General features: G+C 75.3%; 21 protein-coding genes and 1 other RNA gene. 10 read left to right on the top strand and 12 right to left on the bottom strand.

Annotated features, from left to right (window positions below):
- Window positions 1–127: 127 nt before the first annotated feature.
- Window positions 128–694, bottom strand: coding sequence for a DUF1992 domain-containing protein (locus tag Q0195_RS08775; protein ID WP_299277200.1), 567 nt, complete (start codon window positions 692–694; stop codon window positions 128–130).
- A gap of 73 nt (window positions 695–767) precedes the next feature.
- Window positions 768–2,132, bottom strand: coding sequence for a magnesium transporter (gene mgtE, locus Q0195_RS08770; RefSeq protein ID WP_299277197.1), 1,365 nt, complete (start codon window positions 2,130–2,132; stop codon window positions 768–770).
- A 138-nt stretch (window positions 2,133–2,270) separates the two neighbouring features.
- On the opposite strand from mgtE, the gene Q0195_RS08765 reads away from it, so the two are divergent.
- Window positions 2,271–2,849 (top strand): DUF664 domain-containing protein, encoded by a 579-nt coding sequence (locus Q0195_RS08765; RefSeq protein ID WP_299277194.1) that lies wholly within the window; start codon window positions 2,271–2,273, stop codon window positions 2,847–2,849.
- A gap of 149 nt (window positions 2,850–2,998) precedes the next feature.
- On the opposite strand, the gene Q0195_RS08760 is transcribed toward Q0195_RS08765, so the two are convergent.
- The 8 genes from Q0195_RS08760 to Q0195_RS08725 form a co-directional block, all read right to left on the bottom strand.
- A complete protein-coding gene (locus tag Q0195_RS08760) occupies window positions 2,999–3,733 on the bottom strand; it encodes an alpha/beta hydrolase (RefSeq protein WP_299277191.1) in 735 nt (244 codons plus the stop codon).
- Window positions 3,734–3,812: 79 nt separating this feature from the next.
- Window positions 3,813–4,616, bottom strand: coding sequence for a histidinol-phosphatase (gene hisN / locus Q0195_RS08755; RefSeq protein ID WP_299277189.1), 804 nt, complete (start codon window positions 4,614–4,616; stop codon window positions 3,813–3,815).
- Window positions 4,617–4,837: 221 nt separating this feature from the next.
- Window positions 4,838–6,931, bottom strand: coding sequence for an exodeoxyribonuclease V subunit alpha (gene recD / locus Q0195_RS08750; RefSeq protein ID WP_299277186.1), 2,094 nt, complete (start codon window positions 6,929–6,931; stop codon window positions 4,838–4,840).
- On the bottom strand, window positions 6,928–10,281 hold the full coding sequence (locus Q0195_RS08745; RefSeq protein WP_299277183.1) for a UvrD-helicase domain-containing protein: 3,354 nt from the start codon (window positions 10,279–10,281) through the stop codon (window positions 6,928–6,930). Before Q0195_RS08745 ends, recD begins: the two co-directional genes overlap by 4 nt.
- Window positions 10,278–13,643 (bottom strand): exodeoxyribonuclease V subunit gamma, encoded by a 3,366-nt coding sequence (gene recC, locus Q0195_RS08740; RefSeq protein ID WP_299277180.1) that lies wholly within the window; start codon window positions 13,641–13,643, stop codon window positions 10,278–10,280. The genes Q0195_RS08745 and recC overlap by 4 nt, the downstream gene beginning before the upstream one ends.
- A 65-nt stretch (window positions 13,644–13,708) precedes the next feature.
- Complete coding sequence (gene rsgA / locus Q0195_RS08735; protein ID WP_299277177.1) at window positions 13,709–14,743, bottom strand: ribosome small subunit-dependent GTPase A; 1,035 nt, start codon at window positions 14,741–14,743, stop codon at window positions 13,709–13,711.
- Window positions 14,744–14,753: 10 nt separating this feature from the next.
- A complete protein-coding gene (aroA, locus tag Q0195_RS08730; protein WP_299277174.1) occupies window positions 14,754–16,091 on the bottom strand; it encodes a 3-phosphoshikimate 1-carboxyvinyltransferase in 1,338 nt (445 codons plus the stop codon).
- Between the two features lie 70 nt (window positions 16,092–16,161).
- Window positions 16,162–16,677, bottom strand: coding sequence for a DoxX family protein (locus Q0195_RS08725; RefSeq protein WP_299277171.1), 516 nt, complete (start codon window positions 16,675–16,677; stop codon window positions 16,162–16,164).
- 222 nt (window positions 16,678–16,899) lie between these two features.
- Here Q0195_RS08725 and Q0195_RS08720 point away from each other — a divergent pair, with 222 nt between their 5' ends.
- Both Q0195_RS08720 and rsrA read left to right on the top strand, forming a co-directional pair.
- Window positions 16,900–17,514, top strand: coding sequence for a sigma-70 family RNA polymerase sigma factor (locus Q0195_RS08720; protein WP_299277168.1), 615 nt, complete (start codon window positions 16,900–16,902; stop codon window positions 17,512–17,514).
- Window positions 17,511–17,789, top strand: a complete 279-nt coding sequence (rsrA, locus tag Q0195_RS08715) for a mycothiol system anti-sigma-R factor (protein ID WP_299277167.1) — start codon at window positions 17,511–17,513, stop codon at window positions 17,787–17,789. Before Q0195_RS08720 ends, rsrA begins: the two co-directional genes overlap by 4 nt.
- Window positions 17,790–17,959: 170 nt before the next feature.
- Here rsrA and Q0195_RS08710 read toward each other — a convergent pair whose 3' ends face one another.
- Window positions 17,960–18,562 (bottom strand): molecular chaperone TorD family protein, encoded by a 603-nt coding sequence (locus Q0195_RS08710; protein WP_299277164.1) that lies wholly within the window; start codon window positions 18,560–18,562, stop codon window positions 17,960–17,962.
- Window positions 18,563–18,728: 166 nt separating this feature from the next.
- Here Q0195_RS08710 and smpB point away from each other — a divergent pair, with 166 nt between their 5' ends.
- From smpB to ssrA, 4 genes are all read left to right on the top strand, one after another.
- Window positions 18,729–19,244, top strand: coding sequence for an SsrA-binding protein SmpB (smpB, locus tag Q0195_RS08705; protein WP_299277162.1), 516 nt, complete (start codon window positions 18,729–18,731; stop codon window positions 19,242–19,244).
- Window positions 19,245–19,322: 78 nt separating this feature from the next.
- Window positions 19,323–19,748: a hypothetical protein gene (locus Q0195_RS08700; protein ID WP_299277160.1), complete on the top strand. Its 426-nt coding sequence runs from the start codon at window positions 19,323–19,325 to the stop codon at window positions 19,746–19,748.
- Window positions 19,749–19,779: 31 nt separating this feature from the next.
- Window positions 19,780–20,829, top strand: coding sequence for an LLM class flavin-dependent oxidoreductase (locus Q0195_RS08695; protein ID WP_299277158.1), 1,050 nt, complete (start codon window positions 19,780–19,782; stop codon window positions 20,827–20,829).
- Between the two features lie 73 nt (window positions 20,830–20,902).
- Window positions 20,903–21,269: a transfer-messenger RNA gene (gene ssrA / locus Q0195_RS08690) on the top strand.
- Window positions 21,270–21,383: 114 nt separating this feature from the next.
- On the opposite strand, the gene Q0195_RS08685 is transcribed toward ssrA, so the two are convergent.
- Entirely contained in the window at window positions 21,384–22,262 is an 879-nt protein-coding gene (locus Q0195_RS08685; protein WP_299277155.1) for an alpha/beta hydrolase, read from the bottom strand.
- Window positions 22,263–22,391: 129 nt separating this feature from the next.
- Between Q0195_RS08685 and Q0195_RS08680 the strand changes: the two genes are divergently transcribed.
- The 3 genes from Q0195_RS08680 to Q0195_RS08670 all read left to right on the top strand — a co-directional run bounded on the left by Q0195_RS08680 (window position 22,392) and on the right by Q0195_RS08670 (window position 25,478).
- Entirely contained in the window at window positions 22,392–23,120 is a 729-nt protein-coding gene (locus Q0195_RS08680) for an ATP-binding cassette domain-containing protein (RefSeq protein ID WP_299277203.1), read from the top strand.
- Window positions 23,105–24,670, top strand: a complete 1,566-nt coding sequence (locus tag Q0195_RS08675; protein WP_299277152.1) for a hypothetical protein — start codon at window positions 23,105–23,107, stop codon at window positions 24,668–24,670. Before Q0195_RS08680 ends, Q0195_RS08675 begins: the two co-directional genes overlap by 16 nt.
- Window positions 24,671–24,803: 133 nt before the next feature.
- The gene (locus tag Q0195_RS08670) at window positions 24,804–25,478 is read left to right on the top strand and encodes an SUMF1/EgtB/PvdO family nonheme iron enzyme (protein ID WP_299277149.1); all 675 of its coding nucleotides are present in this window, start codon (window positions 24,804–24,806) and stop codon (window positions 25,476–25,478) included.
- Window positions 25,479–25,628 lie beyond the last annotated feature (150 nt).

Here is a 25,628-nt window from a genome sequence, read left to right as displayed (position 1 = left end):
AGGCGGAGGTACGCGCCGCGGTGCGAGAGGTCAACCGGCGGGTCGCGGAGTACATACGGCGACGGGACGGGCGCCACGGTCCGCGGCCGGCGAGGTGCCGGCTTCCAGGTCGCCGGGCGCGTCCCGGTCACCGGTCGCCCGGGACGCCCTCCGTCGTCGCCATCGTCTTCCGGTGCGGGCGGCGCCACGGCCACCACCACCGACGGCGACGGGACGCGGCCCGCGCCACGGTCCGCGGCCGGCTCGGCGCCCGCCCGTCCGCCGCCGGCCCCTCCGCCTCACGTGCGGCCGGCCCCCGCTCCGCGCGCCACCGGGCGACGACTGCGTCGGGGTCGGCAGGAGCGACCGGGAGCACCGGACCGGTCGGGATGCGGATGTACTCCGCGACCCGCCGGTTGACCTCTCGCACCGCGGCGCGTACCTCCGCCTCGTCCCGCAGGTGGCGGACCGTCTCCGGCAGGGCGGCGAGCTCGCGGCGCAGCTGCAGCGCCGGTGGCAGCAGGACCTCGGTGGGCAGCTCCTCGCTGCGCACCTTCTGCTTGACCCACCAGTCCTCCTCGAGCGGGCCGTCGATGCCGGGCAGCGGCTTGCCGGCACCGGGCAGGTCGTCGAACTCCCCCCGCTCCTGGGCCTCGCGGATGAGTCTGTCCACCCACGTGTGGATCGGCAGGTCCGGCGGTTTGCGCTGGGTCATCGCCACCAGCCTGCCCGGTCCGCGCCCGGTGATCCAGCGCGACAGAGGTGGGCACAGGCGGAGGACGGGGTCGTCACAGGCCGAGGACGGCGCGCGCGATGAGGAAGTAGATGACGAGGCCGGCGGCGTCGACGAAGGTCGTGATGAAAGGGTTGGAGAAGACCGCGGGATCGGCGCGCAGCTTCTTGGCGACCAGCGGCATGACCCCGCCCACGGTCGCCGCCATGGTGCAGACGGTCAGCAGCGTCAGGCCGATGACGGTGCCCACCGGCACGCTGTACGCGAGCGAGGCGAGGACGAAGCCGAGCGCGCCGAGCCCCAGGCCGAGGCACGCCCCGGTCTGCGCCTCGCGGACGAGCACCCGCCCGACGTCCCGCGGCGTGACGTCGTCCAGCGCCAGCGCCCGCGTGATCGTCGTCGCCGCCTGGTTGCCGGTGTTGCCACCCGTGCCGATGAGGAGCGGGATGAACACCGACAGCACGACCATCTGCGAGATCGTGGCCTCGAAGACCTCGAGCACCTGGACGGTGAGCGTCGCCCCGACCGCCAGGACGAGCAGCCAGACACCGCGGGCCTGCACCAGCGCCCGCACCGGCGTCGCGAGGTAGGGCCGCCGCAGCGGTTCCGACCCGCTGAGCCGGGCGTGGTCGCGGCTCTCGGCCTCCTCGAGGATCCGCAGCGCGTCGTCCACGGTGAGGATGCCGACGAGCCGGTGCTCGTCGTCCACGACGAGCAGGGCCAGCAGCTTGAGGTCGGCGCAGCGCCGGGCCGCAACCTCGGCGTCGGTGGTGGCCGGGACGGCGTGCGGCCGGCGCATGAGGTCGGCGACCCGGCTCGTCCCACGCTGCTCCTCCCGCATGAGGTCGCGCAGGCTGACCACCCCGACGAGGCGCCGCTGGTCGTCGGTGACCGGCAGGGTGTAGATCGTCTCGGCGTCGGCCAGCCGGGCACGCACCCGGTCCAGCGCGACGGCGACGGGCATCTCCGGCCGGACGGTGATGTGCCCCGGGCTCATCCGACGCCCGATCGACCCCGCGGGGTAGCCCAGGATCACAGCGGTGAGCTCACGCTCCTCCGGCGACAGGCCGCGCAGCAGCCGGCTCGCCACCGTCGCCGGCAGCTCGTCCAGCAGGCTGACCCGGTCGTCGGGTTCGAGCTGGGCGAAGATGGCCGCGACGTCCTCGGCCTGCAGCCCGAGGACGAGGTCGCCCTGGAGTGCGGGGTCGAGCCGCTCGAAGACCTCCAGGGCGGTGCCCTTCGGCAGCAGCCGGTAGACCACCGCACGGTCCATCAGGTCGAGCCGCTCGAGGACGACGACCACCTGCGGTGCACTCAGCGGACGGAGGAGGTCGGCCAGCGCGGTGAGGTCCTGCTTGCGCAGGGCGCGACCGACGTCCTCGGCCACCTGGTCCAGGTCCACCTCGGCACCACTCCCCATCGCCACCCACTCCTCGTGTGCGCCGGCGGTCCATGCGCCGCGGCCCGGTAGTCGAGGCTACTGCGCACCCGTGCCGCGGGCTGGCCGGCCCCGGGCGCCGGGGCTACGGTCGTCCCACCGTCGATGAGGAGGGACCGTATGGACGTGCCACCATGGGAACCGCCCCTGGCGGGCAGCGAGGAGGACCACGTCGTCGGGTCGCTGGAGCGGATGCGCGCGACGTTCCGCTGGAAGGCTGACGGCCTGAGCACCGAGCAGCTGCGGCAGCGGGCGGTGCCGACCTCCGAGCTGACGGTGGGCGGACTGCTCAAGCACCTCGCCGTGGACGAGGACGACATGTTCGCCTGGAAGCTCGCCGGACGCCCGCCCGAGACCTGGCTCCTCGCCCCGGAGGGTGAGGACCCGATGACCTGGCAGTTCCGGCCCGACGAGTCGGCCGAGGAGCTCTCCGCGCTGTGGGAGGCCGCCGTCGCCCGCTCGCGCCGGCGGCTGCGGGAGGCGCTCGCGGACGGCGGCCTCGACCAGCTCGTCCACCACGAGCTCGACGGGGAACGGGTGAGCCTGCGGCGGCTCGTGTTCGACCTCATCGAGGAGTACGCGCGCCACACCGGCCACCTCGACCTGCTCCGCGAGGCGATCGACGGCCGGGTGGGGGAGGACCCGCCGCCCGACTGGCCGATGCTCCCCGCGGACGACGGCGCGGCGACCGGGCCGTAGCCGGCCGGCGGGACCCCGAGCTCACCGGCCCGGTCGCCGGGACGGGCTCGGACCGCGGTGGCCGGGACGGGCTCGGACCGCGGTGGCCGGGACGCGGCCGGCCCGCGCGGTGGCCCGGCCGTGGTCGGCCCACGGTCGCCGGCACCTCGTCAGCCGGCCGTGTCCTCGGCGGGGGCGTGGCGCGCCGCGACGTCGCCGATGATGTCGGCCAGCTCGGCGGGCCGGGACCACATGGGCCAGTGGCTCGTCGGCAGGTCGACCCACGTGGCATCGGTCAGCTCGGGGATGCCGGCGAGCCAGGAGGGCGCCTCCTCGGCGGCGTACGTGCGGTACTGCTCGGCGGTGAAGCTCGTGCAGACGAAGGTGCTCGGGATGGTGCGGCGCGCGTCGTTCACCAGCGGGACGGACCCGCGGACGACGCCACCGGGCACCGGCACGGCCCGCTCGCGGAACGTCGCGAGCTGTTCCTCGCTGAGCCCGTCGAGGTTCTCCTCGGTGCTGATCTCCTCCCAGTCGAGCGGCAGCTCGACGGCGTCGAAGTCGGGCTCCAGCGGCCCGATGCCCGGGGCGGTGTCGACGTACACCATCGCGGCGATGCGGTCGTGGGCGACGTCGCCGGCGGCGTAGCCGGCGAACCCGGCCGCGCTGTGCACGACGAGCACGACCCGCTGCCCGGCCGCTCGCACCGCCTCGACGATGGCGTCGACATGGTCCTGGAGGGTGATGCCCGACCGGTCGGTGTCGCGGGACTCGTAGCCGGGCAGGGTCAGGGCGGTGACGTCCACGCCGGCGCCGCGTAGCCGCTGTGCCACCTCGTCCCACGCCCACGCCCCGAGCCAGAAGCCCGGGACGAGAATGACCGGTGCCGCCGACGTCTGGACCATGACCGCCTCCACTCCTCGGATGTCGCAGCGAGCGTAGTGGTGCGCGTCACACGGGTACAGGTCATATCGACGCTGCCCGTCAGTCGACCTGGGCGGTGAGCATCTCCAGGGTCTCCTCGTGGAGGTGGCCGTTGGTCGCGACGGCGTTGCCGCCGAAGGGACCCGGCGCGCCGTACAGGCTGGTGAACGTCCCACCCGCCTCGGTGACGATCGGGACGAGGGCGGCCATGTCGTAGGTCTCGAGCTCCGGCTCGGCGGCGAGGTCGACCGCGCCCTCGGCAACGAGCATGTAGGACCAGAAGTCGCCGTAGGCACGGGTGCGCCAGCAGCGCTGGGCGAGGTTGAGGAAGGCGCGCAGCCGCCCCGCCTCGGCCCACCCGTCGAGGGAGGAGTAGCTCAGCGACGCGTCCTCGAGGCGGGAGACGTCGGAGACCTGGAGGCGCCGGGCGGAGGACAGCGACCGCCCGGTCCACGCTCCAGCACCGAGGGTGGCCCACCAGCGGCGCCCGAGGGCGGGTGCGGACACCACGCCGAGGACCACCTCGTCGTCCTCGACGAGCCCGATCAGCGTCGCCCACACCGGCACGCCCCGGACGAAGTTCTTCGTCCCGTCGATCGGGTCGATGATCCACTGCCGGGGGGAGTGGCCGGTGGTCCCGAACTCCTCACCGAGCACCGAGTCGCGCGGGCGGGTGCGGCCGAGCTGGGCCCGGACGATCTCCTCGGCGCTGCGGTCGGCGTCGGAGACGGGGGTGAGGTCGGGCTTGGTCTCGACCTTGAGGTCCAGCGCCTGGAAACGGGCCATGGTCTGGGCGTCGACCTGGTCGGCGATGACGTGGGCGAGGCGCAGGTCGTCGTCGTAGCGGGGACGGGAGGTGGGCATGGGCCACACCGTAGCGGCGGCGACGCCGCGGTCGAGGGACGCGCGCCGCGGGGCGGTGGACAGGGGCGGCCCGCCGTGTGCAGCGGGGGCTGTGGCGGGAGTACCGCGGCTGCGGGATGCGCGCCTCGGGTCGTGCAGAGGCGACGGTTCGCTGGGTGGGGAGCGGGAGTTGTGCCGGCGACGCTGCGGCGCAGCAGGAACAGGGGAGCCGATGCTGCGGCCTACAGCGGGTCGCGCAGCCCGCTCGCCCGCCGGACCGGGGTCTCCACCGCCCGGCGCACGGCGTCCGCGGTGCCGACCACCCGGACCTGCTCGCGCGCGCGGGTGACGGCCGTGTAGAGCAGCTCGCGGGTGAGCAACGGGGAGGACGCCGGCGGCAGGACCACCGACACCCGGGCGAACTGGCTGCCCTGCCCCCGGTGGATGGTCATCGCGTGCACCGTCTCCACCGGCGGCAGCCGGTGCGGGCGCACGGCCAGCGGACGGTCCGGGTCCCCGAAGACCGCGACGACGCCGCCCTCACCGTCGGCGACGACCACCCCCGTGTCCCCGTTGTACAGGCCCGTCTCACGGTCGTTGGCGGTGACGAGCAGCGGCCGGCCGAGGTACCAGGGCCCGGTGTCCGGCCCCGCCGGGCCTCCGGCGGAGCTGGCCGCTTCCTCGACCCAGGCCTCGACGAGGTCCGACCAGTGCGCCACCCCGGCGGGGCCGCGCCGGTGGGCGACCATGACCCGGTGCTCGTCCAGTGCGCGCAGCGCCGTGGCGGCGTCACCCTCCCGCGCGGCGGTGACCAGACGCCGGCCGGCGGCGCGGGCGTCGGCCCGCACCCCGGCGACCTCGTCGGCGGTGGGATGCTCGTCGGCCGTCTCGACGAGCTCGACCGACGGGCCGCCCGCCCGGAGCAGCCGGAGCGTCTCCGCGGCGTCGCCCGCCCGGATCGCGGCGGCGAGGGGAAGGATTGCGCTGTCCCCTCGCTGCCGGTAGACGGTGGTGAGCCGCACGACGCCGCCGCGCAGCCGGTCGCGGTCCTCGGCCGAGAGGTCGTCGGGGAGGTGGGGCTCGAGTGCGGGGGACAGCGCGGGGGCGACGGGCGGCCGGGCGACGAGGTCGCCGAGCACCGCGCCCGCCTCCACCGAGGCGAGCTGGTCGGGGTCGCCGACGAGCACGAGGCGGGTGTCGGCGCGCAGCGCCTCGAGCAGCCGGGCCATGAGGGGCAGGGAGACCATCGAGGTCTCGTCCACGACGACGACGTCGTGCGGCAGCCGTTGGTCCGGTCCGTGCCGGAAGCGGGTGGTGCTGCCCGGCTGCCAGCCGAGGAGCCGGTGGATGGTGGAGGCAGCGGGCTGTCCGACGCGTGCCCGGTCGGCGGGATCCAGGTGGGCCACCACCTCGTGCACCGCCTCCTGCAGCCGCGCGGCCGCCTTGCCGGTGGGTGCGGCCAGGGCGACCCGCAGCGGTCCGGCGACGTCCTGGAGCACGGCCAACAGCCGGGCCACGGTGGTGGTCTTGCCGGTGCCGGGCCCGCCGGTGAGGACGGTGAGCCGCCCGGTGACGGCGGCCGCCGCGGCCAGCCGCTGTCGCGGGTCGGCGGGGTGCTCCCGGGGGTCGTCGGGGTGGCAGGGGAAGAGCCGCTCCAGGGCCCCGGCCAGCCGGGAGGCGTCCACCGCCAGGGCCGGGCGGGTGAGCCGGGTGTCGACCTGGCGGCGCACGAGCAGCTCGTCGCGCCAGTACCGGTCGAGGTAGAGCCGCCCCCCGACCCAGCGCACCGGCCGGTCGTCCGGGCCGTCCACGCCGACCGCGACGAGCGGGCTGGCCTCCACCGCTCGCCGCCACGCGTCCGGGTCGGGCCAGGGCAGGTCGGCGACAGCGGCGGTCGCGGCCGTCCCCGGGCCCACCGGCGCCGTCTGGACGCCTGCCGAGCCGAGGGGCTCCGGTGACGCTGAGGCGCCTGCCGTGCCGAGGGTCCCTGTCACCACTGAGGCCCCCTCCGTCCTCAGAATGCCCGGCGCCGCGGCGCCCGCCGGCCCGGCGGCCTCCCCGGCGGCGGCCTCCCCGGCGACGGCCTCCGCGTCGGCGGCGAGGGAGGGGGCGTCGTCGAGTCGGAGGCACACCGACCCGGCCCGGACCGCCCGGGTGGCCAGCGCCACCGCGAGCAGGACCCGCTCGTCGCTCTCCCCGGTGAGAGCACCGAGCCGGCGGGCGACGTGGACGTCGGGTGCGTCGATGACACCGGCGGTGTTGAAGCGGGCGAGGAGCGGCGGGGCGGACAGGGCCAGCCGCGCGTCGACCGCGGTGGTGAGGGCGGTCTCGGTCACGGGCGCCTCCCGTCGAGCAGGGCGGACAGCTCCACGACCAGCGCCGCCGGCGGTCGCCACGCCATGACGCCGTAGGGGGCGCCCGCCTCGACCGGGGTCCCCGGGCCGGCCATGCCGCGCACGAAGAGGTACAGGCCTCCGCCCAGGTGCTGCTCGGGGTCGTAGCCGCGGTGCCGCCAACGCAGGTAGCGGTGGAGGGCGGCGAGGTAGAGCAGCAGCTGGAGCGGGTAGTGCGAGTGCATCATCGCCTCGGCCAGGGCTGCGGGGCGGTAGTGCCACAGGGTGAGCGGCTCCTCGGCGGGGGCGAGCCGGTTGGTCTTGTAGTCGACGACGAGGTACCGCGCCTCCGCGCCGCGGCCCCGGCGCAGCACGGCGTCGATGCTCCCGGTGAGGTAGCCGTGCAGCCGCTCCGGGCCGAGGGCGGCGAGCCGGTCGGCGTACGGGGCGAAGACGTCGTCCGAGGGCAGGTGACGGCGCAGCAGCGCGGCGAGGTCGACGAGCGTGGCCGCCGAGCGGGCGGCCGCGTCGCCCCCGGCGAGCGGCAGCTCGAACTCCAGCTCCGCGAGCCGGTCCGCCGGCGAGACGTCGGCGAGCGTGGCGCCACCCGCCGGCGGCCCCAGCGGGGTGAGGAGCACCTGCTCCAGCGCGGCGGCGAGCACGTCCGGGTCCAGGCCCGGGACCCGGGTGGTCCCGGCCTCGTGGCAGCGGGCGCGCAGCTCGGCGGCGAGGTCGGGGGCGGCGGTGTCCACCTGCTCCAGGACGTCGTGGACGACGGTGCCGAACACCGTGCCGCCGGGCAGGTCGGCCATCGGCGAGGGGGGTGCCGGGGCGAGCCCGTCGCCGGCGGGGACGACGACGTCGCTCTCGTCCTCCACCCCGGCGGCCTCCGGCTCGCTGCCCACGCCCTCGGCGTAGGCGGCGGCGGTGAGACCGCTGTAGGAGGTGCGCCGCCAGGTGTGGTCCAGGGTGCGGCGCAGGTGCGCGACGGACAGCGCGGGCCGGTCCGGCTCGCGCGGCTGCCACGTCACGGCGGGGGGACGCTCGGTGACCCGCTCCACCGCCACGGCCTGCCCACCCGCCCGCTCGGCGAGGCGGGAGAGGGCCGCGGTGACGACGTCGTCGGCGGCCACGGCGACCCGCTCCGGCGGCTGCGCGCCGACGGCGAAGTCGCCGAGCAGCAGTCGGCTGAGCGGACCGGCGGCGGTGTTCTTCTTCGTGGGCACCCAGTGGGCCACGACCTGGTGCGCCGCCCGGGTGAGGGCGACGTACAGCAGTCGCAGGTCCTCACCGCGCTCCTCCTCCAGGTGGCGGCGGCGGGCGTCGGCGGCGTCGGCGTCCTCGCCGCCGCCGACGTGGAGCAGCCGTGTGCCGGTGTCGTCGTGGTAGCGCAGGGCGGCGGGGGTGCGGCCCTCGGCGCGGTCCCAGCCGAAGGGCACGTAGACCACCGGGAACTCCAGGCCCTTGCTGGAGTGGATGGTGACGACCTGGACCGCCTCGGCGTCGGTCTCCAGCCGCCGGCTGCGCTCCTCGGCGTAGTCGGACTCGGCCTCGGCGATGCGCGTGCGCAGCCAGTCGGTGAGGGCGGCCACCCCGAGGGACTCCTCGACGGCGGCCACGTGCAGCGCCTCGCCGATGTGCCGGACGTCGGTGAGCACCCGTTCCCCGGCGGTGGTGGCCATGAGCCGCTCGGCCACCCCCTCGGCGGTGACCGACTCCAGCAGCGCCGCGACGCCGCGCTCGGCCACCAGCCGGGACCAGCGGCGCACGGTGTCGGACAGCTCCTCGCGCTCGGCGTCCGTGGCCGTGCCGAGCCGGGCGGCGTCCCATCCGAGGAACGGGGTCAGCGCCAGCGCGGCGGCGCGGCCGGCGTGCCCCGGCTGCTCGAGCGCGGTGAGCAGGGTGAGCCAGTGGCGGGCCGCCTCGGTGCCGAAGACGCTGGAGAGGCCGGAGACGACGGCGGGCACGCCGGCGGCGGCGAGGGACGCCCGCACCGCCTCGGCGTCGCGGTTGACCCGGGTGAGGACGGCGACGTCACCCGGCCGTAGGTCGCGCCACCCGTCGCGGCCGCGGACGCGGGTGCTGGTGAGCTGGCGGACGATGTCGGCGGTGACGTCGGCGACGACGAGGTCGCGGGCCGCGGTGACGTAGGGTGCCTGGCTGCCCTTCATCCGGAACGGCTCCCGGGTGACCTGCCGGAGCCGCACCGGCGCCCCGCCCTCCAGGCGACGATCGGTATGGGCGGCCTCCACCGGCCGCACGACGATGGCGTCGTCGCCCAGTGCGGCGCCGCGGAACACGGCCTGCAGCCCGGTGAGGAGGGCGGCGTCGCTGCGCCAGTTGCGGCCCAGCGTCTGCGTGGTCCGGGCGACCGCCCGCGCCTGGAGGTAGGTGACGACGTCGCCGCCGCGGAAGGCGTAGATCGCCTGCTTCGGGTCGCCGATGAGGACGAGGGTGCGGTGGCCGTGGAACGCGGTGCGCAGGATCTCCCACTGCACCGGGTCGGTGTCCTGGAACTCGTCGACGAGGACGACGGCGTAGCGTTCCCGCACCCGGCGCGCGGCCTCCTCCCCGTGGGCGGGGTGGGTCAGGGCGTCGCGCAGCAGGGTGAGGAGGTCGTCGTAGTCCAGGAGGCGGCGGTCCCGCTTGCGGCGCTGCACCTCCGCGCGCACGGCCCGGGCGAAGTCCACCCGGTGCCAGGGCGGGGAGCCGGGCGGTGGGTCGGTGGGCCGCAGCGCGGCCTGGTGGTCACCCACCGCCTCGGCGGCGATGGTGCGGGCCTCGCCGACCTCGAGCTCCGGCGGGGTGGAGTCGGCGTAGCGGCGCAGGTAGACGTCGTCGACCACCTCCTCGCGCAGGTCGGTGGTGTCCGGGACGAAGGTGAGGTCCGGGTCGACGTCCGCCGCCATCCCCAGCGAGGAGAGCATCTGCAGGCAGAAGCCGTGGGTGGTGGTGATGGTCGCGGCGTCGAACTGCGCCAGCGCCCGGGTCAGGCGACGCCGGCGCACCTCCACCTCGGCGTCGTCGACGTCGGCGAGGTGGGCGACGACGACGTCCCGGCTCGCCCGGGCGGCCCCCGGGTCACGCAGGGCGCGCTCGGTGTCGACCAGCCGCTCGCGGACGCGGTCGCGCAGCTCGGAGGTGGCGGCCCGGCCGAAGGTGACGAGCATGAGGTCGCCGAGCTCCACGCCCTGCTCGGCGACGTACCGGGCGGCGAGGGCGGCGATGGTGAAGGTCTTGCCGGTGCCGGCGCTTGCCTCCAGGACGGTGGTGCCGCTGGGCAGCGGGCCGCAGACGTCGAAGACGGGCAGCTCGGTGGCGGGGTGTCGACCGTGTCCGTGCGTGAGAGTCATCGGCTCACCTGCTCGTGGGCGAGGAGCGGCTCCCAGATGCGGCGCGCGAGGACGCCCAGCCGGGTGGGGTCCTCCGGGTACCAGGCGCGCTCGGCCTCGGTGGGGACACCGACGATGTCGTCGAGCTCGGCGTCACTGCCCCAGCAGATGACGTGGTGCTCGTCCTCCCGCAGGAACCGGTCGCCGTTCCATGCGCGCCGCGCGCTGAGCAGCGCCATGTCGGCGGAGTCACCCCCGAAGCGGGAGGTCGCGTAGTGGTACGCCACGGGTACGGGCAGCGGCAGCGGCTCGCGCTGGGCCAGTGACCGCAGGTGGAGGAGCTGGTCGAGCAGCTCCCGGGCCGCGGCGGGGGCGGGTGCGGTGAGCCGGGCGACGGAGGCGCCGGGCCGGGTGTGCTGCGGGCGCCCGACGGTGGCGGTGCGCCACTCCCGGCCCGGGTGGGCCGCGGTGAGCGCGAGCAGCTGTACCCAGGCGCGCAGCCGGTGCTTGGGCGCGAGCCGGGAGTAGGTGGCACGCAGCACCGTGCCCCCGTGCACGCCGGGGACGGTGCCGCTGAGCGTGGTCCCCGAGGGCAGGGTGACCAGGACGTCGACGGACTCTGCCTCGGTGTGGCGCTCCTGGAGCGCGGCGTCGCCGATGGGCGCCACCCGCTCACGGACCGCGACCAGGGCGGCCCGACCGAGTTCACGCGGCGGGGCCAGGCCGCGGCGCCACTCGGCGTTCATCGCGCGGTCGGGGTGGACCCCGTCGAGGCGGGCCCGCAGGAACCGCTCGCCGATGCCCCACTCGTCGAGCTTGTCGAGGGTGAGTGGCAGCCGGTCCTCCACGTCGCTGACCTCCCCGGCGACCGAGAGCCCGAGCCGGCTGCGCAGGAAGTACTTCACCGGGTGCTCGAGCATCGCCACGAGGTCGCTGAGCTCGACGACCCCGCCGACCTCCGCCTCCGGGGGCGGCGGCAGCGGGGCGGTGAGGAACGCCGGCCGCTCGACCCGCTCGCCGCGGGCGACGAGCGCGGCCCGGTGGGCCACGGCGTCGAAGCTGAACGGCTGCCCGGCCCGGCCCAGCGCCCCGGGGACGAAGTTGCGCTCGTCGACCACCTGGAGCGGGTGGTGGCGCACGACGTGGGAGCGCACCGGCCGGCCGTCGGCGGTGGTCGCGGCGGCGTCGAGGGCGTCGAGCAGCTCCCCGAGCGGGACCGCGGGCGGACGCGGGGAGCCGGTGCGCTCACCGGCACCGGAGTACAGGACGAGGAGGTGGTCCTGCGCGGCGGTGACGGCGTCGAGGAAGAGCTGGCGGTCCTCGCTGCGGCGGTCGCGCTCCCCGATGCACGGCTCCCGCAGGAGGACGTCCTCGCCGTCCTGCCGGGTGCCGCGGGGGAAGACGCCGTCGTCGATGCCGAGGAGGCACACGACGCGGTGGGGCACGGCACGCATCGGCTCCAGCGCGCACACGGTGAGCGCGCCGGTGCGGAAGCCGGCACGGGTGGGCCGCCCCGCGAGCCGGTCGGCGAGCAGTGCCCGGACGTCGGCCAGGCGGAGCAGCGCCGCGGGGTCGCCGCCGGCCTCGGTGCGGACATCGCCCAGGATGCGGCGGGCCTGGAGCACCTGCCATGCCTCCGACGGGCTGGTGTCGGTCAGCCAGGTGACGGCGCGGTCCAGGGTGGTGAGCCAGTGGTCCAGCGGGTGGGCGCCGTCGAGCGCGGTGAGCACGGCGGTGAGCCGGTCGAGCAGCTCGGCGAAGCGCCCGGCGAGGTCGATGTCGGTGCTGTCGACGTCGTCGAGGGGCAGCGCGTGACCGACGTAGCGGTGGTCCTCCTCGGCCATCGCGACGCCGAGGAGCAGCCGGTCCAGCGCCACCTGCCAGGTGCCCTGGAGCACGTGGGGCAGCTCGAACCGGGCGCGGCGGCGGGCGTCCTCGCCCCAGCGCACCCCGGTGTCGGCCGACCACTCACGGATGCGGTCGAGGTCGTCGTCGGAGAGGCGGAAGCGCCGCCGCACCGGTTCCACCGCGGCGACGTCGAGCACCTGGGAGGCGGTGACGCGGTCGTCCGCCAGGGTCAGGAGGGTGGCGAGCAGCCCGAGCACCGGGTTGGTGCGCCCGGGGGCGCGGTCGGCGAGCCGCACCCGCATGGTGTGCCCCGGGTGGACGTCGCCGCTTCCCTCGGGGGCCAGCCCGAAGCTCGCCGCCACGAGCGGGGCGACCGCCTCGACGTCGGGGCACATGATGACGACGTCGCGTGGCTCGAGGGTGGGGTCGTCCGCGAACAGCCCGGCGAGGACCTCGCGGAGCACCTCCACCTGCCGGGCCAGGCCGTGGCAGGCGTGCACCTGGACGCTGGAGTCGCCCTCGGCGAGCAGGTGCGGCGCGGTCCCGGTGGGGGAGTCGGCGGCGAGGCGTTCCTGGAGGGCGCCGAGCAGCGTGGCCGGCCGCGTGGGGGCCGGGTGGTGGGTGTCGGTGAGGTCGCCGTGTCGGAGCAGCCGGGTCTGCAGCTCAGTGGCGTCGCGGGCCATGGAGGCGAGCAGCGGGTGGTGGGCCGGGCTGTGCCGGCCCCGACGACGGGGCGAGGCGGGCGGGCCGGCGGCGGCGACGCGCTCCCACAGCGCGGGGGAGGGGTGAGGCAGCCACAGGTGGACCGCGCGGTGGGCGGCCAGGGCGTGCAGCACCCGCAGGTGGGCCTCGGGCAGCCGGGTGGGGCCGAAGATGCTGAGCCGCTCGGGCAGGTCGACGGCCTCGGGTCGTGCCGCCACCTGCGCGACCGCGGCGTCCAGCCGCTCCGCCGGGCTCGGGATGCCCACCCGGGCGCGCAGCCGGCGCCACAGCTCGGCCTGCCAGCTCAGGTCGGCGGGCAACGGGCCACCGGTGCCGTCCTCGTCGCGGCCCTCCGCCCACGCACGCACCATGTCGGGCCGCTGGGCGCCGTAGGAGGTGAACAGCCGGGCCAGGTGCCGGGCGGCGCCCAGCCGGCGGCCGTGGCGCCGGTCCTCCGGCTCGCCGGCGGCGAGGTACCGGCCCAGCGGGGCGCACCACGCCTCCCCGGCGCAGGCGTCGACGACCTCGAGCAGCGGCCAGGTGAGCCGCTCGACGTCCCACGGGTCCTCCTCGGTGGTGCCGGTGACCGCGGTGAGGACCTCGCCGACGAGCCGCGCGGGGGACGCGAAGGAGACGTTCGCGCACACGCCGGCCTCGCCGTCCGGCCCGGCCCCGAGGTGGTGCGACAGGCGCTGGGCCAGCCACCGCTCGACGCCCCGGGTGGGGACGGCCACGACGTCCGCGGCGAAGGGGTCGGCCGGCGGCTCGGCAAGGAGCGCCGCCAGCGGCGCGACGAGCGCGTCGGCGCGCTCGGAGCGGTGCGCGTGCAGCATGGCGGTGACTCCCTGGGTCGGCTCGCCGTCCAGCCTACGGCCGGCCACCGACACGCGGCGGTCGGCTACGGGACCTCGCTGATGCGGGAGGCGAGCAGCCGGCGGAAGGAGTCCAGCCGGGCGGCGGCGAGCGGCCCGCCCTCGCCGCCGGCCACCCACGCGTCCAGGGCGCACCCGGGGGCCTCGCCGTCGTGCGAGCAGCCGCGGGGGCAGTCGACGGCCACCTCGACGAGGTCGGGGAACGCGGCGAGGAGGTCGTCGGGGCCCACGTGGGCCAGCCCGAAGGACCGCACGCCCGGGGTGTCGATGACCCAGCCGCCGTCCGGCAGCTCGAGGGCGACGGCGTTGCTCGACGTGTGCCGGCCGCGGCCGGTGACGACGTTGACGTCGCCCGTCGCACGGCCGGCGCCCGGCACGAGCGCGTTGATGAGCGTGGACTTGCCCACCCCGGAGTGGCCGACGAGCACGGACTCGTGCCCGCTGACCACCTCCCGCAGCGCGTCCAGCCCCTGCACCGCACCGTCGACCAGCGCGGTGGTCACCGTGGGCACGTCCAGCGCGGAGTACAGCTCGAGGAAGGGGGCGGGGTCAGCGAGGTCGGCCTTGGTGAGGACGAGGAACGGCTCCATCCCGGCGTCGTAGGCCGCCACCAGGCAGCGGTCGACGAGCCGCGGCCGCGGCGGCGGGTCGGCGAGCGCCGTGACGATGAGCATCCGGTCGGCGTTGGCGACGATGACCCGCTCGACGCCGGCGGCCTCGCTGTCCTCGGCGGACCGGCGCAGTGCCGTCCGGCGCTCCTCGACCCGCACGATGCGGGCGAGGGTGCCGGGCCGCCCGCTGGTGTCGCCGACCACCGCCACCCGGTCCCCGACGACGACGGCGTTGCGGGCCCCGCGGCCCAGCTCGCGGGCCTTCATCGCGACCAGCCGGGTGCCGTCGGCGGTGAGCAGGGTGTAGCGGCCGCGGTCGACGGCCAGCACCCGCGCCTCGACCGCGTCCTCGTGGCGGGGGCGGCGCTTGGTGCGGGGGCGGGAGCCGCGCTTGGGCGGGCGGACACGGACGCGCTCGTCGTCCGTGCCGATGTCCCGTCCCCGCCTCATCCGCGCTCCCTCAGCCGCGGCCGCCCGTCGCGACCATGTCCGTCCACATGCCGGTGAAGTCGGGCAGGGTCTTGGACGTCGTGGCCACGTCGACGATCTCCGTGCCCTTGAGACGCAGCCCGACGACGGCGGCGAAGTGGGCCATCCGGTGGTCGGCGTAGGTCTCCAGCCGGGCCGGGCGCAGCACGCCGGGCTCGATCTCCAGGCCGTCGTCGGTCTCCCGGGCGGTACCGCCGAGGCGGTTGATCTCGGTGGCCAGGGCGGCGATCCGGTCCGTCTCGTGCCCCCGCAGGTGGGCGACGCCGCGGATGCGGCTCGGGCCGTCGGCGAGCGTGCACAGCGCAGCGACCACCGGGGTGAGCTCCCCGGCGTCGTGGAGGTCGACGTCCAGCGGCTGGACAGAGCCGCTGCCGGTGACGGTGAGGCCGGCGGGGCCGAGCTCGACGGTGGCCCCCATCCGCACGAGGAGCTCGCGCAGCCGGTCCCCGGCCTGCGCCGTGCGCGTGGGCCAGTCCGGGACGCGGACGCTCCCGCCCGCGACGAGCGCCGCCGCGAGGAACGGCCCGGCGTTGGACAGGTCGGGCTCGACCGGGACCAGACCACCGGCCACCGGGCCGGGCTGGACGCGCCAGCGGCCGGGCTCGCCGTCCTCGCCGGCCGTGACCTCGACCTCGACGCCGCGCTCGCGCAGCACCTCGACGGTCATCGCCACGTGCGGCTGGCTGGGCATCGGCCCCACCCGGCGCAGGTCGAGACCGCGGGCGAGGGCGGGGGCGACGAGCAGCAGGCCCGAGACGAACTGGCTCGAGGCGCTCGCGTCGACCTCGACCGTGCCGCCGGGCAGCCCGCCGGTGCCGTGGACGGTGAAGGGCAGCGCGGCGCGGCCGTCGTCGTCCACCTGGGCGCCCAGGTCGCGCAGCGCGTCGATGAGCGCCCCCATCGGACGCTCCCGGGCACGCGGGTCGCCGTCGAACTCCACGGCACCGTCGGCGAGTGCGGCGAGCGGGGGCACGAAGCGCATGACCGTGCCGGCCAGGCCGCAGTCGACGCGGGCCGGGCCGTGCAGCGGAGCGGGGTCGATGAGGAGGTCGGGCCCCTCCGGGTCGGGGCGCCCGTCGGCGTCGACGTGCTCGACCCGCACCCCGAGCGCGCGCAGCGCGTCGACCATGAGAGCGGAGTCACGCGAGTGCAGCGGGCGGTGCAGCTGGGTCGGCTCGGCGGCGATCGCCGCGAGCAGCAGGTAGCGGTTGGTCAGCGACTTCGAACCGGGGACCGGCACGACGGCGTCGAGCGGCCCGCCGGCGACCGGGGCCGGCCAGGCGACTCCAGACGTGGTCAGGGTGGACATGCTCCCGAGGGTAGCGGGCGCCGGTGACCACCCCGGATCGGCTCGGCGTCGCCGGTGGAGCGCCCCGGGGTCAGCTCAGCCTCGCCTTGAGGTCGGCCCGTGACTCCTTGGCGGCGGCCTTGAGCTCGCGCAGGGCGGCCTTGTGCTCGCGGGTGTTGGCGGCCCGCCAGGCCAATGACGGCCTGCCGTCGCGGTCGAGGGCGGCGATGAGGAGCCCGCCGACGAGGCTGGCGCCGGTGAGCAGCCCGCGGCGCATCTCCTTCTTCTGCTCCTTGCTCGTCGCCGTCCAGAACGGGTGGTTGACGAGCGTCACCGGCACCGTGACGGCGGCCAGGGTGAGGGCGGCCGACCGCGGGTTGCGGTTGGTGGCGAGCATGAGCCCGGCGAGCGCGGTGACCCCGCCGCTCACCCGCACGAGCAGGCGTGTGTCGGAGGCGATGGCGGGTGGGAGGCCGGCCTTCTCCAGCGCGGGCTCCACCGCGCGGAAGCGCTCGACGTGGGAGTCGGGGTGCAGCAGCGCGTCGACACCCGTGGCGACGAACGAGGAGGCGAGCAGCGGGCGGGCGAGACGGCGGGAGAGACTCATGTCCCATTGCTACCGCAATCTCGACGCCGCTGCGAGTGGTGTGGGCGGCTCGACGTCGCTGCCGGCGGTGTGGCCGTGGCTCGCGGCGCCCGGCGGAATGTCCGGCGCGGGTGGGGCGTTACAGGCGGCATGACCCCGACCACGCCCGTGCTCGACCGGCCCGAGGCCTCGGCCCCGCCCTGCGGCGCGCACATCGAGGTCAGCGGACTAGGCTCGTGGGTGATGAGTGAGGACCGAGGGCCGGACCGCGCGCCCGAGAACGAGACCGACGCGGAGCGTGCTGCACGCTTCGAGGCGGACGCGCTGCCGTACCTCGACCAGCTCTACGGCGCCGCCATGCGGATGACCCGCAACCCGGCCGACGCCGAGGACCTCGTCCAGGAGGCGTTCACGAAGGCGTTCGCCTCCTTCCACCAGTACCGGCCGGGCACGAACCTCAAGGCGTGGCTGTACCGGATCCTGACCAACACCTTCATCAACAACTACCGGAAGAAGCAGCGCGAGCCGCAGCAGTCGGACGCCGAGCAGGTGGAGGACTGGCAGATCCACCGCGCTGCCTCGCACACCTCCAGGGGTCTGCGCTCCGCGGAGATGGAGGCGATGGACCGCCTGCCGGACTCCGAGATCCGGGACGCCCTCATGGAGCTGCCCGAGGACTTCCGGATCGCCGTGTACCTCGCCGACGTCGAGGGCTTCGCCTACAAGGAGATCGCCGAGATCATGGACACCCCGATCGGGACCGTGATGTCGCGGCTCCACCGCGGGCGGCGGCAGCTGCGGGAGCGGCTGGCCGACCACGCCCGGGAGCTGGGGATGAAGATTGAGGCAACATCGTGAGTGAGAACGCCATGCCCGAGCCGCTCGAGGAGTGCCGCTGCGAGGAGCTGCGCGAGCACCTCTTCGAGTTCCTCGACTCGGAGATGAACGAGTCCGACCTCGGCCGGCTGCGCCGGCACCTGGCCGAGTGCCCGACCTGCCGCGAGGCCACCGACGTCGAGACCCGGATCAGGACGCTGCTGCGTCGCTCGTGCCGCGAGGTCGCCCCGAGCACGCTCCGGCTGCGGGTGATCACCCAGATCGGCGTGCTGCGCGCCGGGGGTACCGTCCGCTGAGACGGCAAAAGGGTCGGCCACGAGGGCCGACCCTTTCACGTCACGGTCATCAGCTGTTGGGGCGCTTGCCGTGGTTGGCGGTGCCCTTGCGGCGCGCCTTGCGCTTACGTCCGCGCTTGCTCATGGTCACTCCCGGTTCGCTCGGTCCACCCGGTCGGGCGGATTCACGGTCACCTATCGTCGCACACTCCCGATGGCCCAGCCGCCGACGCCACCGCGCGCAGCAGCGCGAGCCCGAGCACGGCGACCCCCTGGTAGAGGAAGGTCTGCGCCCCGAGCTGGACCCGGCTCAGGCAGCGGGCCACCCAGGTGAGGAGGTGGTCCTCGACGAGCTCGCGGCGCCAGCGCGCCGCGTCCCGTGCGGCGACCTCCGCGGTGAGGAGCGCGGCGTAGGTCCCGAGCACCTGCGCGGCGGCCGGTGCCGAGGCGTCCGGCAGGGCGATGCCGGCCGCAGCCACCTCCTCGCGGAACCGCCGCAGTGACCGCTCGGCCTCGGGAGGGGCGTCGGCGGGCGCGACGGGACGGCGGCCCGGCCGCCCGACGAACAGCCGCGCGTGGTCCGCGGCCAGGCGCTCGGCCGCCTCCGCCGAGCAGCGGGACTCCTCGAGGAGGCCCAGCCCGCGCAGCGACTCCGCGTCGTGCACGGGCCAGCGCACGGCGTGGACCGCGGCCAGCGTCTCCGGCGTCGGCGGCCGCTCGACCACCCGGGCGACGGCGGCGGCCGCCTCGGCGACTGCGCGTGACAGCGTCCGCCGCAGGACCTGCTGGCTCATCGGACCCCTCCTGTGGTGTGCGTCCCATCCTCGCCGCGCAACGGCACGCGATCCTGGGCCCAAGGGCCCGGGGTAAGGAGGCGACCGGGGCCGGATGCTGGACTACGCTGGAACGTCGCACATCCCGCGCCCACCGGCGCCGAGCACGTCCCGAAGGAGCCCACCGGTGTCCCCGACCAAGCCACGCAAGCCCACCGCGGCCGAGAAGGCCAAGGCCGAGGCCGACAAGCGCAGCGTGGTCGCCCGCAACAAGAAGGCCCGGTACGACTACCACATCGACGACACCTACGAGGCGGGCATCGTGCTCACCGGCACCGAGGTGAAGTCGCTGCGCATGGGGCGCGCCTCCCTGGTCGACGGCTGGGTGGAGATCGACGGCGGGGAGGCATGGCTGCACGGCGTCCACATCCCCGAGTACAGCCAGGGCACGTGGACCAACCACGCGGTGCGCCGCAAGCGCAAGCTCCTCCTGCACCGGGCCGAGATCGACAAGCTCGCCGGCAAGAGCCGGGAGAAGGGCTACACCATCGTCCCGCTGGAGCTCTACTTCATCCGGGGGCGCGCGAAGGTCCTCATCGCCCTCGCCCGCGGCAAGAAGGAGTACGACAAGCGCCACGCCCTGCGGGAGAAGCAGGACGAGCGCGAGGCGCAGCGCGCCATGAGCCTGCGCGTCAACCGCTGACCGCACCGGCGGCGGCCGCGCGGCGCCGGGGCTAGGTTGGGGGCACAGCCACCGATCCACGCCAAGGGGGAGACGACCATGGGTCTGCCGATCAAGCTCCGTCACGTGCCGCCCCGGCTCGCCGCGGGCGTGTACATCCTCAACTCCGGGCTGAACAAGCGCGGCGTCGACGACGAGGCGGCGGCCGGGATGCAGGCGATGGCCGCCCACGCCCTGCCGCAGCTGAAGGAGATGTCCGCGCGCGACTTCGCCAAGCTGCTCTCCACCGGGGAGACCGCGCTGGGCGCGGCGCTGCTCCTGCCGTTCGTGCCGTCGTGGCTGGCCGGGCTGGGGTTGACGGCGTTCTCCGCCGGACTCGTGCGGATGTACCTCAACACGCCGGGGATGACGGAGGACGACGGCTTCCGGCCCACCGCCGAGGGCACCGGCCTGGCCAAGGACGTCTTCCTCCTCGGCATCGGGCTCGGGCTCGTCCTCGACGCGCTGACCTCCAAGCAGAAGTAGTCCCGGGCGCGACGCAGCGACGGGGACGACGATGCGGCTCGGGTTCTACACCTTCGGCGACCTCGACCTACGCCCCGGCGCCGAGCCGGTCGGCCCGGGGCAGCGGATCCGCGAGATCCTCGAGCGGGTCCGGCTCGCCGAGGAGGTCGGGCTCGACTACGCGGGCATCGGTGAGCACCACCGGCCCGACTACGCCATCTCCTCGCCGGCCACCGCCATCGCTGCCGCGCTCGCCCAGACCCGGCGCATCCACGTCGGCTCCGCCGTCACCGTGCTGTCCACCGAGGACCCGGTGCGCGTCTTCCAGCAGTTCGCCACCATGGACCAGCTCTCCGAGGGCCGGGTCGAGCTCGGCGCCGGCCGCGGCTCGTTCATCGAGTCCTTCCCGCTCTTCGGCGCGAACCTGGAGGACTACGACGACCTCTTCGAGGAGAAGCTCGAGCTGCTGCTGCGGCTCGACGCCGAGCACCCGATCACGTGGTCGGGCCGCTTCCGGCCCCCGCTGCGGGACGCCGTCGTACTCCCGCGCCCCGTCGACAAGCCGGACATCGGGCCGCACCTGCGGATCGAGATCGCCACCGGCGGGTCACCGGCCTCGGCGGTGCGTGCCGGCCGGCTCGGGCTGCCGGTCAACTTCGCCGTCATCGGGGGAGAGCCGCGCCGTTTCGCCCCGCTGGTGGAGTACTACCGCGAGGCACGACGCGAGGCAGGCCACCCCGGACCGGGGCAGGTGACCATCTCCGTCCACGGCTTCCTCGCCGAGGACGACACCGAGGCCCGCGACTTCTTCTACCCCTACCACCTGGCGGCGGCCTCCCGGATCGCCGCCGAACGCGGCTTCGCCCCACCCAACCGGATCTCCTTCGAGGCGCAGTCCGGCCGGCACGGCGCCTTCTTCGTCGGCTCCCCGGAGTACGTGGCGGACAAGATCCTCACCCTGCACGAGACGCTCGGCCACGACCGCCAGCACCTCCAGATGGACTACTCGGGAGTGCCGCAGCGGGAGTCGCTGCGCGCCATCGAGCTCCTCGGCACCCGGGTCAAGCCGCTCGTCGACGCCGAGCTGGGTGTGGCGGAATAGACGCCCACGGTGCCTGGTTGAGCACGTATGATGGAGGAGCCGGCCCCGGCCGGTGAGCTTGTCAACTGAACATGGGGATGATCGGTTTCGACGACGGTCGTCGTTCCAGAGGAAGCGGGTCGAGGACGCAGAGTCATCTCGTCAACGCCCTCTGCAAACCAATAGGTGCCGATTCCAAGCGCACCGACTTCGCCCTCGCCGCCTGAGCGAGCCGCGAAGTCCGTCAGCCCGGGCTAGCTCTCGACCCGGATCCTGGCGTCAGCTAGAGAGCCACTGCTCGCAGCCCTCGTCACCGGGGCTGCGGGGACTCCCAGGTGACTGAGCCCGTCAGCGACTTGTCTGCGTGATCGCTGGGGCCGAGAAAATCGCAGCAGACTGCACCCGGAGAAGCTCTGGTTCCACGCCGTCGGACGCGGGTTCGATTCCCGCCATCTCCACTTCTGCCGAGGCCGCCTCCCGCACGGGAGGCGGCCTCGTCGCGTTTCACGGGGACGGTCTCGGGGGCCGCCTCGGTGCGGCCGGCACGGGAGGACGCCCCGACCGTCGTGGCCCGGTCAGCCGGTGGCGAGGACCTCCCGGAGCCGGGCAGCGAACGCCTCCGGCTGCCCAATCTGCCCGAACTCACCACCGAGGAACCCGCCGTGGTTGCTCGGGAAGACGACGAGCTCCTGCCCGAGCTGTGCGGCGAGCGCCTCGCTCGTGCGCCAGGTCATCGTCCCCTTGCTCTCGATGCCGGCGGCCACGACCACCCGGGTCGGTGCCGCGGTGAGCGCCGCGACGTCGGGCCGGTATGCGGTGATGGCCTCCGCGACGCCGGAGAGCAGCGGGTCGTCGCGGGAGCCGTCGTCGTCCGTGGGCAGCCCGAAGGCCGCGGGGTCGGTGGGCACCGTGCCGAAGTCGGCGGGGATCTCGCCCTGCCACGACGTCAGGGCGATGAACCCGGCCATCCCCCAGCCCCAGCCGCGCTCGGCATACGTCTCCTGCACGCGCCGCCACGCCGCCGTGGCCCGCTCCGCGTCCGGGAGGATCGCCCGGAGCGGCGGCTCGTGCGCGACGAGGAGGCGCACGTCGGCGGGGTGCGTCGCGACGAGGCACAGCGCCGTCACCGCCCCGCCGCTGCTGCCGAGCAGGTCCACCGGACCCACGCCGAGGGCGCCGATGAGCCGGTGGAGGTCGTCGGCCTGCTGCTCCGGGGTCTGGGTCTGCACGCCGTCGTGCCGCACGCTGCGCCCGAGTCCGCGCGGGTCGTAGGTCACCACGGTGCGGTCGGGGAAGAAGGAGGCCAGCGTGCCGAACCCGGTGGCGTCCATCGGCTGGCCGACCATGAGGAGCGGCGGTGCACCGTCCGCCGTCGGCAGCGGGCCGCGGACGTCGTAGGTCAGGGTGGCGCCCGGGACGTCGAGGGTCCGGGTCTCCAGCGCGGTCTGGGTCATGGTCGCTCCGTTGTCTCGTGGTCGGACGGTTCACTGCTTCCGACCGCCGCGTCGGCCGGAAGTCATCGGGCGGGCACCTACGATGGACGGGTGGAGACGACGAGGCCGCCCGCCCTGGCGCTGCGCGGCATGGTGAAGCACTTCGGGCCCAAGGTGGCCGTCGCGGGCGTCGACCTCGACGTCCCGGCGGGGTCCTTCTTCGGACTGGTCGGACCGAACGGCGCCGGCAAGACGACGCTGCTGTCCATGGCGACCGGCCTGCTGCGCCCCGACGCCGGGCAGGTGTACGTCCAGGGCACCGACCTGTGGGCCGACCCGGTCGCCGGCAAACGCAAGCTCGGCATCCTGCCCGACGGGATGAAGCTCTTCGACCGGCTCTCCGGCGCCGAGCTCATCCACTACGCGGGTGTGCTGCGCGGCATGGACCCGGCGGTCGTCGCCGAGCGGCGTGCCGCCCTGCTCGCCGCGCTCGACCTCGCCGACGCGGCCGACGTCCTCGTCGTCGACTACTCCGCCGGGATGACGAAGAAGATCGCGCTGGCCACCGCCCTCGTCCACGCGCCGCCCGTGCTCGTGCTCGACGAGCCGTTCGAGGCCGTCGACCCAGTCTCCGGCATGACCATCCGGCGCATCCTGCGCACCTTCGTCGACAACGGCGGCACCGTCGTCCTTTCCAGCCACGTCATGGAGCTGGTCGAGGGTCTGTGCGACCATGTCGCCGTCATGGCCGACGGGCAGGTCCGCGCGGCCGGGACGCTGGACGCGGTGCGCGCCGGACGCAGCCTGCAGGACCGCTTCGTCGAGCTCGTCGGCGGCGCCCGCGACGAGGTGGAGGGGCTGGAGTGGCTGCACACCTAGTCCGGCTCAAGCTCACCCTCCTGCGCAACCAGCTCCGTGGCAGCATCGGCCAGGTCCTCGGGCTCGTCGCGTCCGTGCTCGGCGGGGTCCTCCTCCTCGCGTTGGTCGTCGTCGGGTTCGCCTACCTGCGCACGCTCACGGTGGACGACGCCGGCACCTGGGTCACCGTGCTCGGGGCGGGCCTCGTCGTCGGCTGGCTGCTCTCCCCGCTCGGCAGCATCGGCGGGGACCAGACCCTCGACCCCGCCCGTTTCGTCACCTTCGCCGTGCCGCGCCGCCGGCTCCTCACCGGTCTCCTGCTCGGCGGTCTGGTCGGCGTACCGGCCGTGGTCACCGCGGTGGCGGCGCTCGGCACCACCGTGGTCTGGTCGCGCGACGTGATCAGCGCCGTCGTCGCCCTGCTCGGCGGCATCGTCGGCCTGCTCACCTGCCTCGTCGGAGGCCGGGCCGCCGGCACCGTCCTCGCCGTGCTCCAGGGTGGACGGCGCTCGCGGGAGCTGCTCGTCAGCGTCGGTCTGCTCGTCGTCACCGTCGCCTCCCTGCTCCCGCTCATGCTGACGAACGGGGCTTTCCACCTCGGCGTCGAGACCCTGCGCCCCGTCGCCCGGGTCCTCGGATGGACCCCGCTCGGGTGGGCGTGGTCGGCGCCGTGGGACGCCGCGAGCGGCTCCACCGTGGCCGCGGTCGGCAAGCTCCTGCTCGGCGCCGCGCTGCTGCCGCTGCTCATGCGCGTGTGGGGTGCACTGCTCGACCGCCAGCTCGTGCGGCCCCCGGTGAGCGGGCGGGCGACGACGAGCGGACGGCGCGGGCTGCTCACCTGGCTCCCCGGCCCGACGGGAGCGGTCGCGCAGCGCTGCCTGACCTACTGGCGGCGCGACCCCCGGTACGCGCTCAGCGTCGTCATGGTCGTCGTCCTCCCGCTGCTCGGGCTCGTGCTCGTCCTCGCCGGGTTCATGAGCCTGGAGATGTGGGCGCTCGGGCTCGCGCCGGTCATCGCCTTCTTCCTCGGCTGGGGCCTGCACAACGACCTCGCCTACGACGCCGACCCGTGGTGGCTCCACCTCGCCGCCCACGTCCCGGGCCGGGTGGACCGGGCGGGCCGGGTCCTGGGCTCGGCGGTGTGGGGGCTGCCGCTCGTCGTCGCGGCCGCCGTCGCCGGTGGGCTGCTCGCCGACCGCGGCGACATGGTCCCCGCTCTCGTCGGCACCGGGGTGGCGGTGCTCGGCGCGGGGTACGGCGTCTCGTCGGTCGCCGCCGTCATCGCCCCGTACTGGGCGCCGGCGCCGGGGGAGAACCCCAACGCCGTCCCGCCCGGGGTGGGGATGCAGCTGTTCGCCTCCCAGATGGTGACCGGGACGGCGACCGCCGTCGCCGCCGCGCCGCTGGCCGTGCCGTTCGTCCTCGCCCTCACGGGCAGCGCCGCGGCCGCCTGGGTCACCCTCGGCGGTGGGCTCGCCCTCGGCGCGGCGCTCACCGTCGCCGGCGTCGCCGTCGGCGGTCGGCTGCTCGACAGCCGCGGCCCGGAGGTCCTCGCCCGGATCCGCCGCTGACCCTCACCCAGCGACATCGGCCCCCACCTCCCGTCGAGGGCTCATTTCTCGCCGAGAGCTCACTTCCCGACGGCGCGGGCACGGCGCATCCGGCGGGCCGGGCTGAGCGCCCGCGGTGACTAGGCTCCGCGGTATGCCCGCCTCCGACCGACCGGGCGGCCTCGACCTGGTACGCGTCCCGGGCGGGACCGTCGAGTTGGCCGACCGTCGGACCAGGACCCGGTGGCGCGTCGACGTCGCCCCGTTCCTGCTCGGCCGGGTCCCGGTGACCCAGCGGCAGTACCGCGACGTCGTCGGGGAGTCGCCGAGCATGGCCACCGGCCACGAGCTGCCCGTCGAGACGGTGTCGTGGTTCGACGCGGTGCGCTTCTGCAACGCCCTGTCGCGGCGGGAGGGAAGGGCCCCGGTCTACGCGGTGGATGGCGAAACCGTGGCCGTCGACGACCACGGGGACGGGTACCGGCTGCCGCGGGAGGCGGAGTGGGAGCACGCCTGCCGGGCCGGGACCACCGGGCCGCGGTACGCACCGCTCGACGAGATCGCCTGGTACGCCGACAACTCCGGTGACCGGGTCCGGCCGGTCGGCGGCAAGGCGCCCAACGCCTGGGGTCTGCACGACATGCTCGGCAACGTGTGGGAGTGGTGCCTCGAGCGCTACGACCCCGAGGTCTACGGCGAGTACCGGGTGCTGCGCGGCGGCGGCTGGAGCGACCGGGAGTGGAGCTGTCGCGCCGGTGTGCGGCGGCGCAGCCACCCGACCTTCGCGATCGAGGACGTCGGCTTCCGGGTGGCGCGCTCGCTGCCATGACGCGGCGGGGCTGCGGTGGGCGACGCGGACTGCCGTGCCGCTGCCGGCCGCGGTGGGCGACGTGGACGAGGCCGTCACCGGCTGCGGTGGGGGAGGTGGACGAGGCCGTCACCGGCTGCGGTGGGGGAGGTGGACGAGGCCGTCACCGGC

It is taken from the genome of uncultured Georgenia sp. (assembly GCF_937958535.1).
Taxonomy (GTDB): Bacteria; Actinomycetota; Actinomycetes; order Actinomycetales; family Actinomycetaceae; genus Oceanitalea.
Note: the sequence above shows the minus strand (reverse complement) of the source record. Positions and strands in the feature narration are given on the sequence as shown.

Bases quoted from the DNA above. Each gene is read 5' to 3' on its own strand.
- Q0195_RS08760 (WP_299277191.1), bottom strand. From the start codon at position 3,733: ATGGTCCAGACGTCGGCGGCACCGGTCATTCTCGTCCCGGGCTTCTGG.
- Q0195_RS08725 (WP_299277171.1), bottom strand. From the start codon at position 16,677: ATGAGTCTCTCCCGCCGTCTCGCCCGCCCGCTGCTCGCCTCCTCGTTC.
- mgtE (WP_299277197.1), bottom strand. From the start codon at position 2,132: ATGGGGAGTGGTGCCGAGGTGGACCTGGACCAGGTGGCCGAGGACGTC.
- Q0195_RS08765 (WP_299277194.1), top strand. From the start codon at position 2,271: ATGGACGTGCCACCATGGGAACCGCCCCTGGCGGGCAGCGAGGAGGAC.
- Q0195_RS08710 (WP_299277164.1), bottom strand. From the start codon at position 18,562: ATGAGCCAGCAGGTCCTGCGGCGGACGCTGTCACGCGCAGTCGCCGAG.
- Q0195_RS08680 (WP_299277203.1), top strand. From the start codon at position 22,392: ATGGTGAAGCACTTCGGGCCCAAGGTGGCCGTCGCGGGCGTCGACCTC.
- rsgA (WP_299277177.1), bottom strand. From the start codon at position 14,743: ATGAGGCGGGGACGGGACATCGGCACGGACGACGAGCGCGTCCGTGTC.
- Q0195_RS08685 (WP_299277155.1), bottom strand. From the start codon at position 22,262: ATGACCCAGACCGCGCTGGAGACCCGGACCCTCGACGTCCCGGGCGCC.
- aroA (WP_299277174.1), bottom strand. From the start codon at position 16,091: ATGTCCACCCTGACCACGTCTGGAGTCGCCTGGCCGGCCCCGGTCGCC.
- Q0195_RS08775 (WP_299277200.1), bottom strand. From the start codon at position 694: ATGACCCAGCGCAAACCGCCGGACCTGCCGATCCACACGTGGGTGGAC.
- Q0195_RS08670 (WP_299277149.1), top strand. From the start codon at position 24,804: ATGCCCGCCTCCGACCGACCGGGCGGCCTCGACCTGGTACGCGTCCCG.
- hisN (WP_299277189.1), bottom strand. From the start codon at position 4,616: ATGCCCACCTCCCGTCCCCGCTACGACGACGACCTGCGCCTCGCCCAC.
- Q0195_RS08745 (WP_299277183.1), bottom strand. From the start codon at position 10,281: ATGACTCTCACGCACGGACACGGTCGACACCCCGCCACCGAGCTGCCC.
- Q0195_RS08695 (WP_299277158.1), top strand. From the start codon at position 19,780: ATGCGGCTCGGGTTCTACACCTTCGGCGACCTCGACCTACGCCCCGGC.
- Q0195_RS08720 (WP_299277168.1), top strand. From the start codon at position 16,900: ATGAGTGAGGACCGAGGGCCGGACCGCGCGCCCGAGAACGAGACCGAC.
- Q0195_RS08700 (WP_299277160.1), top strand. From the start codon at position 19,323: ATGGGTCTGCCGATCAAGCTCCGTCACGTGCCGCCCCGGCTCGCCGCG.
- recC (WP_299277180.1), bottom strand. From the start codon at position 13,643: ATGCTGCACGCGCACCGCTCCGAGCGCGCCGACGCGCTCGTCGCGCCG.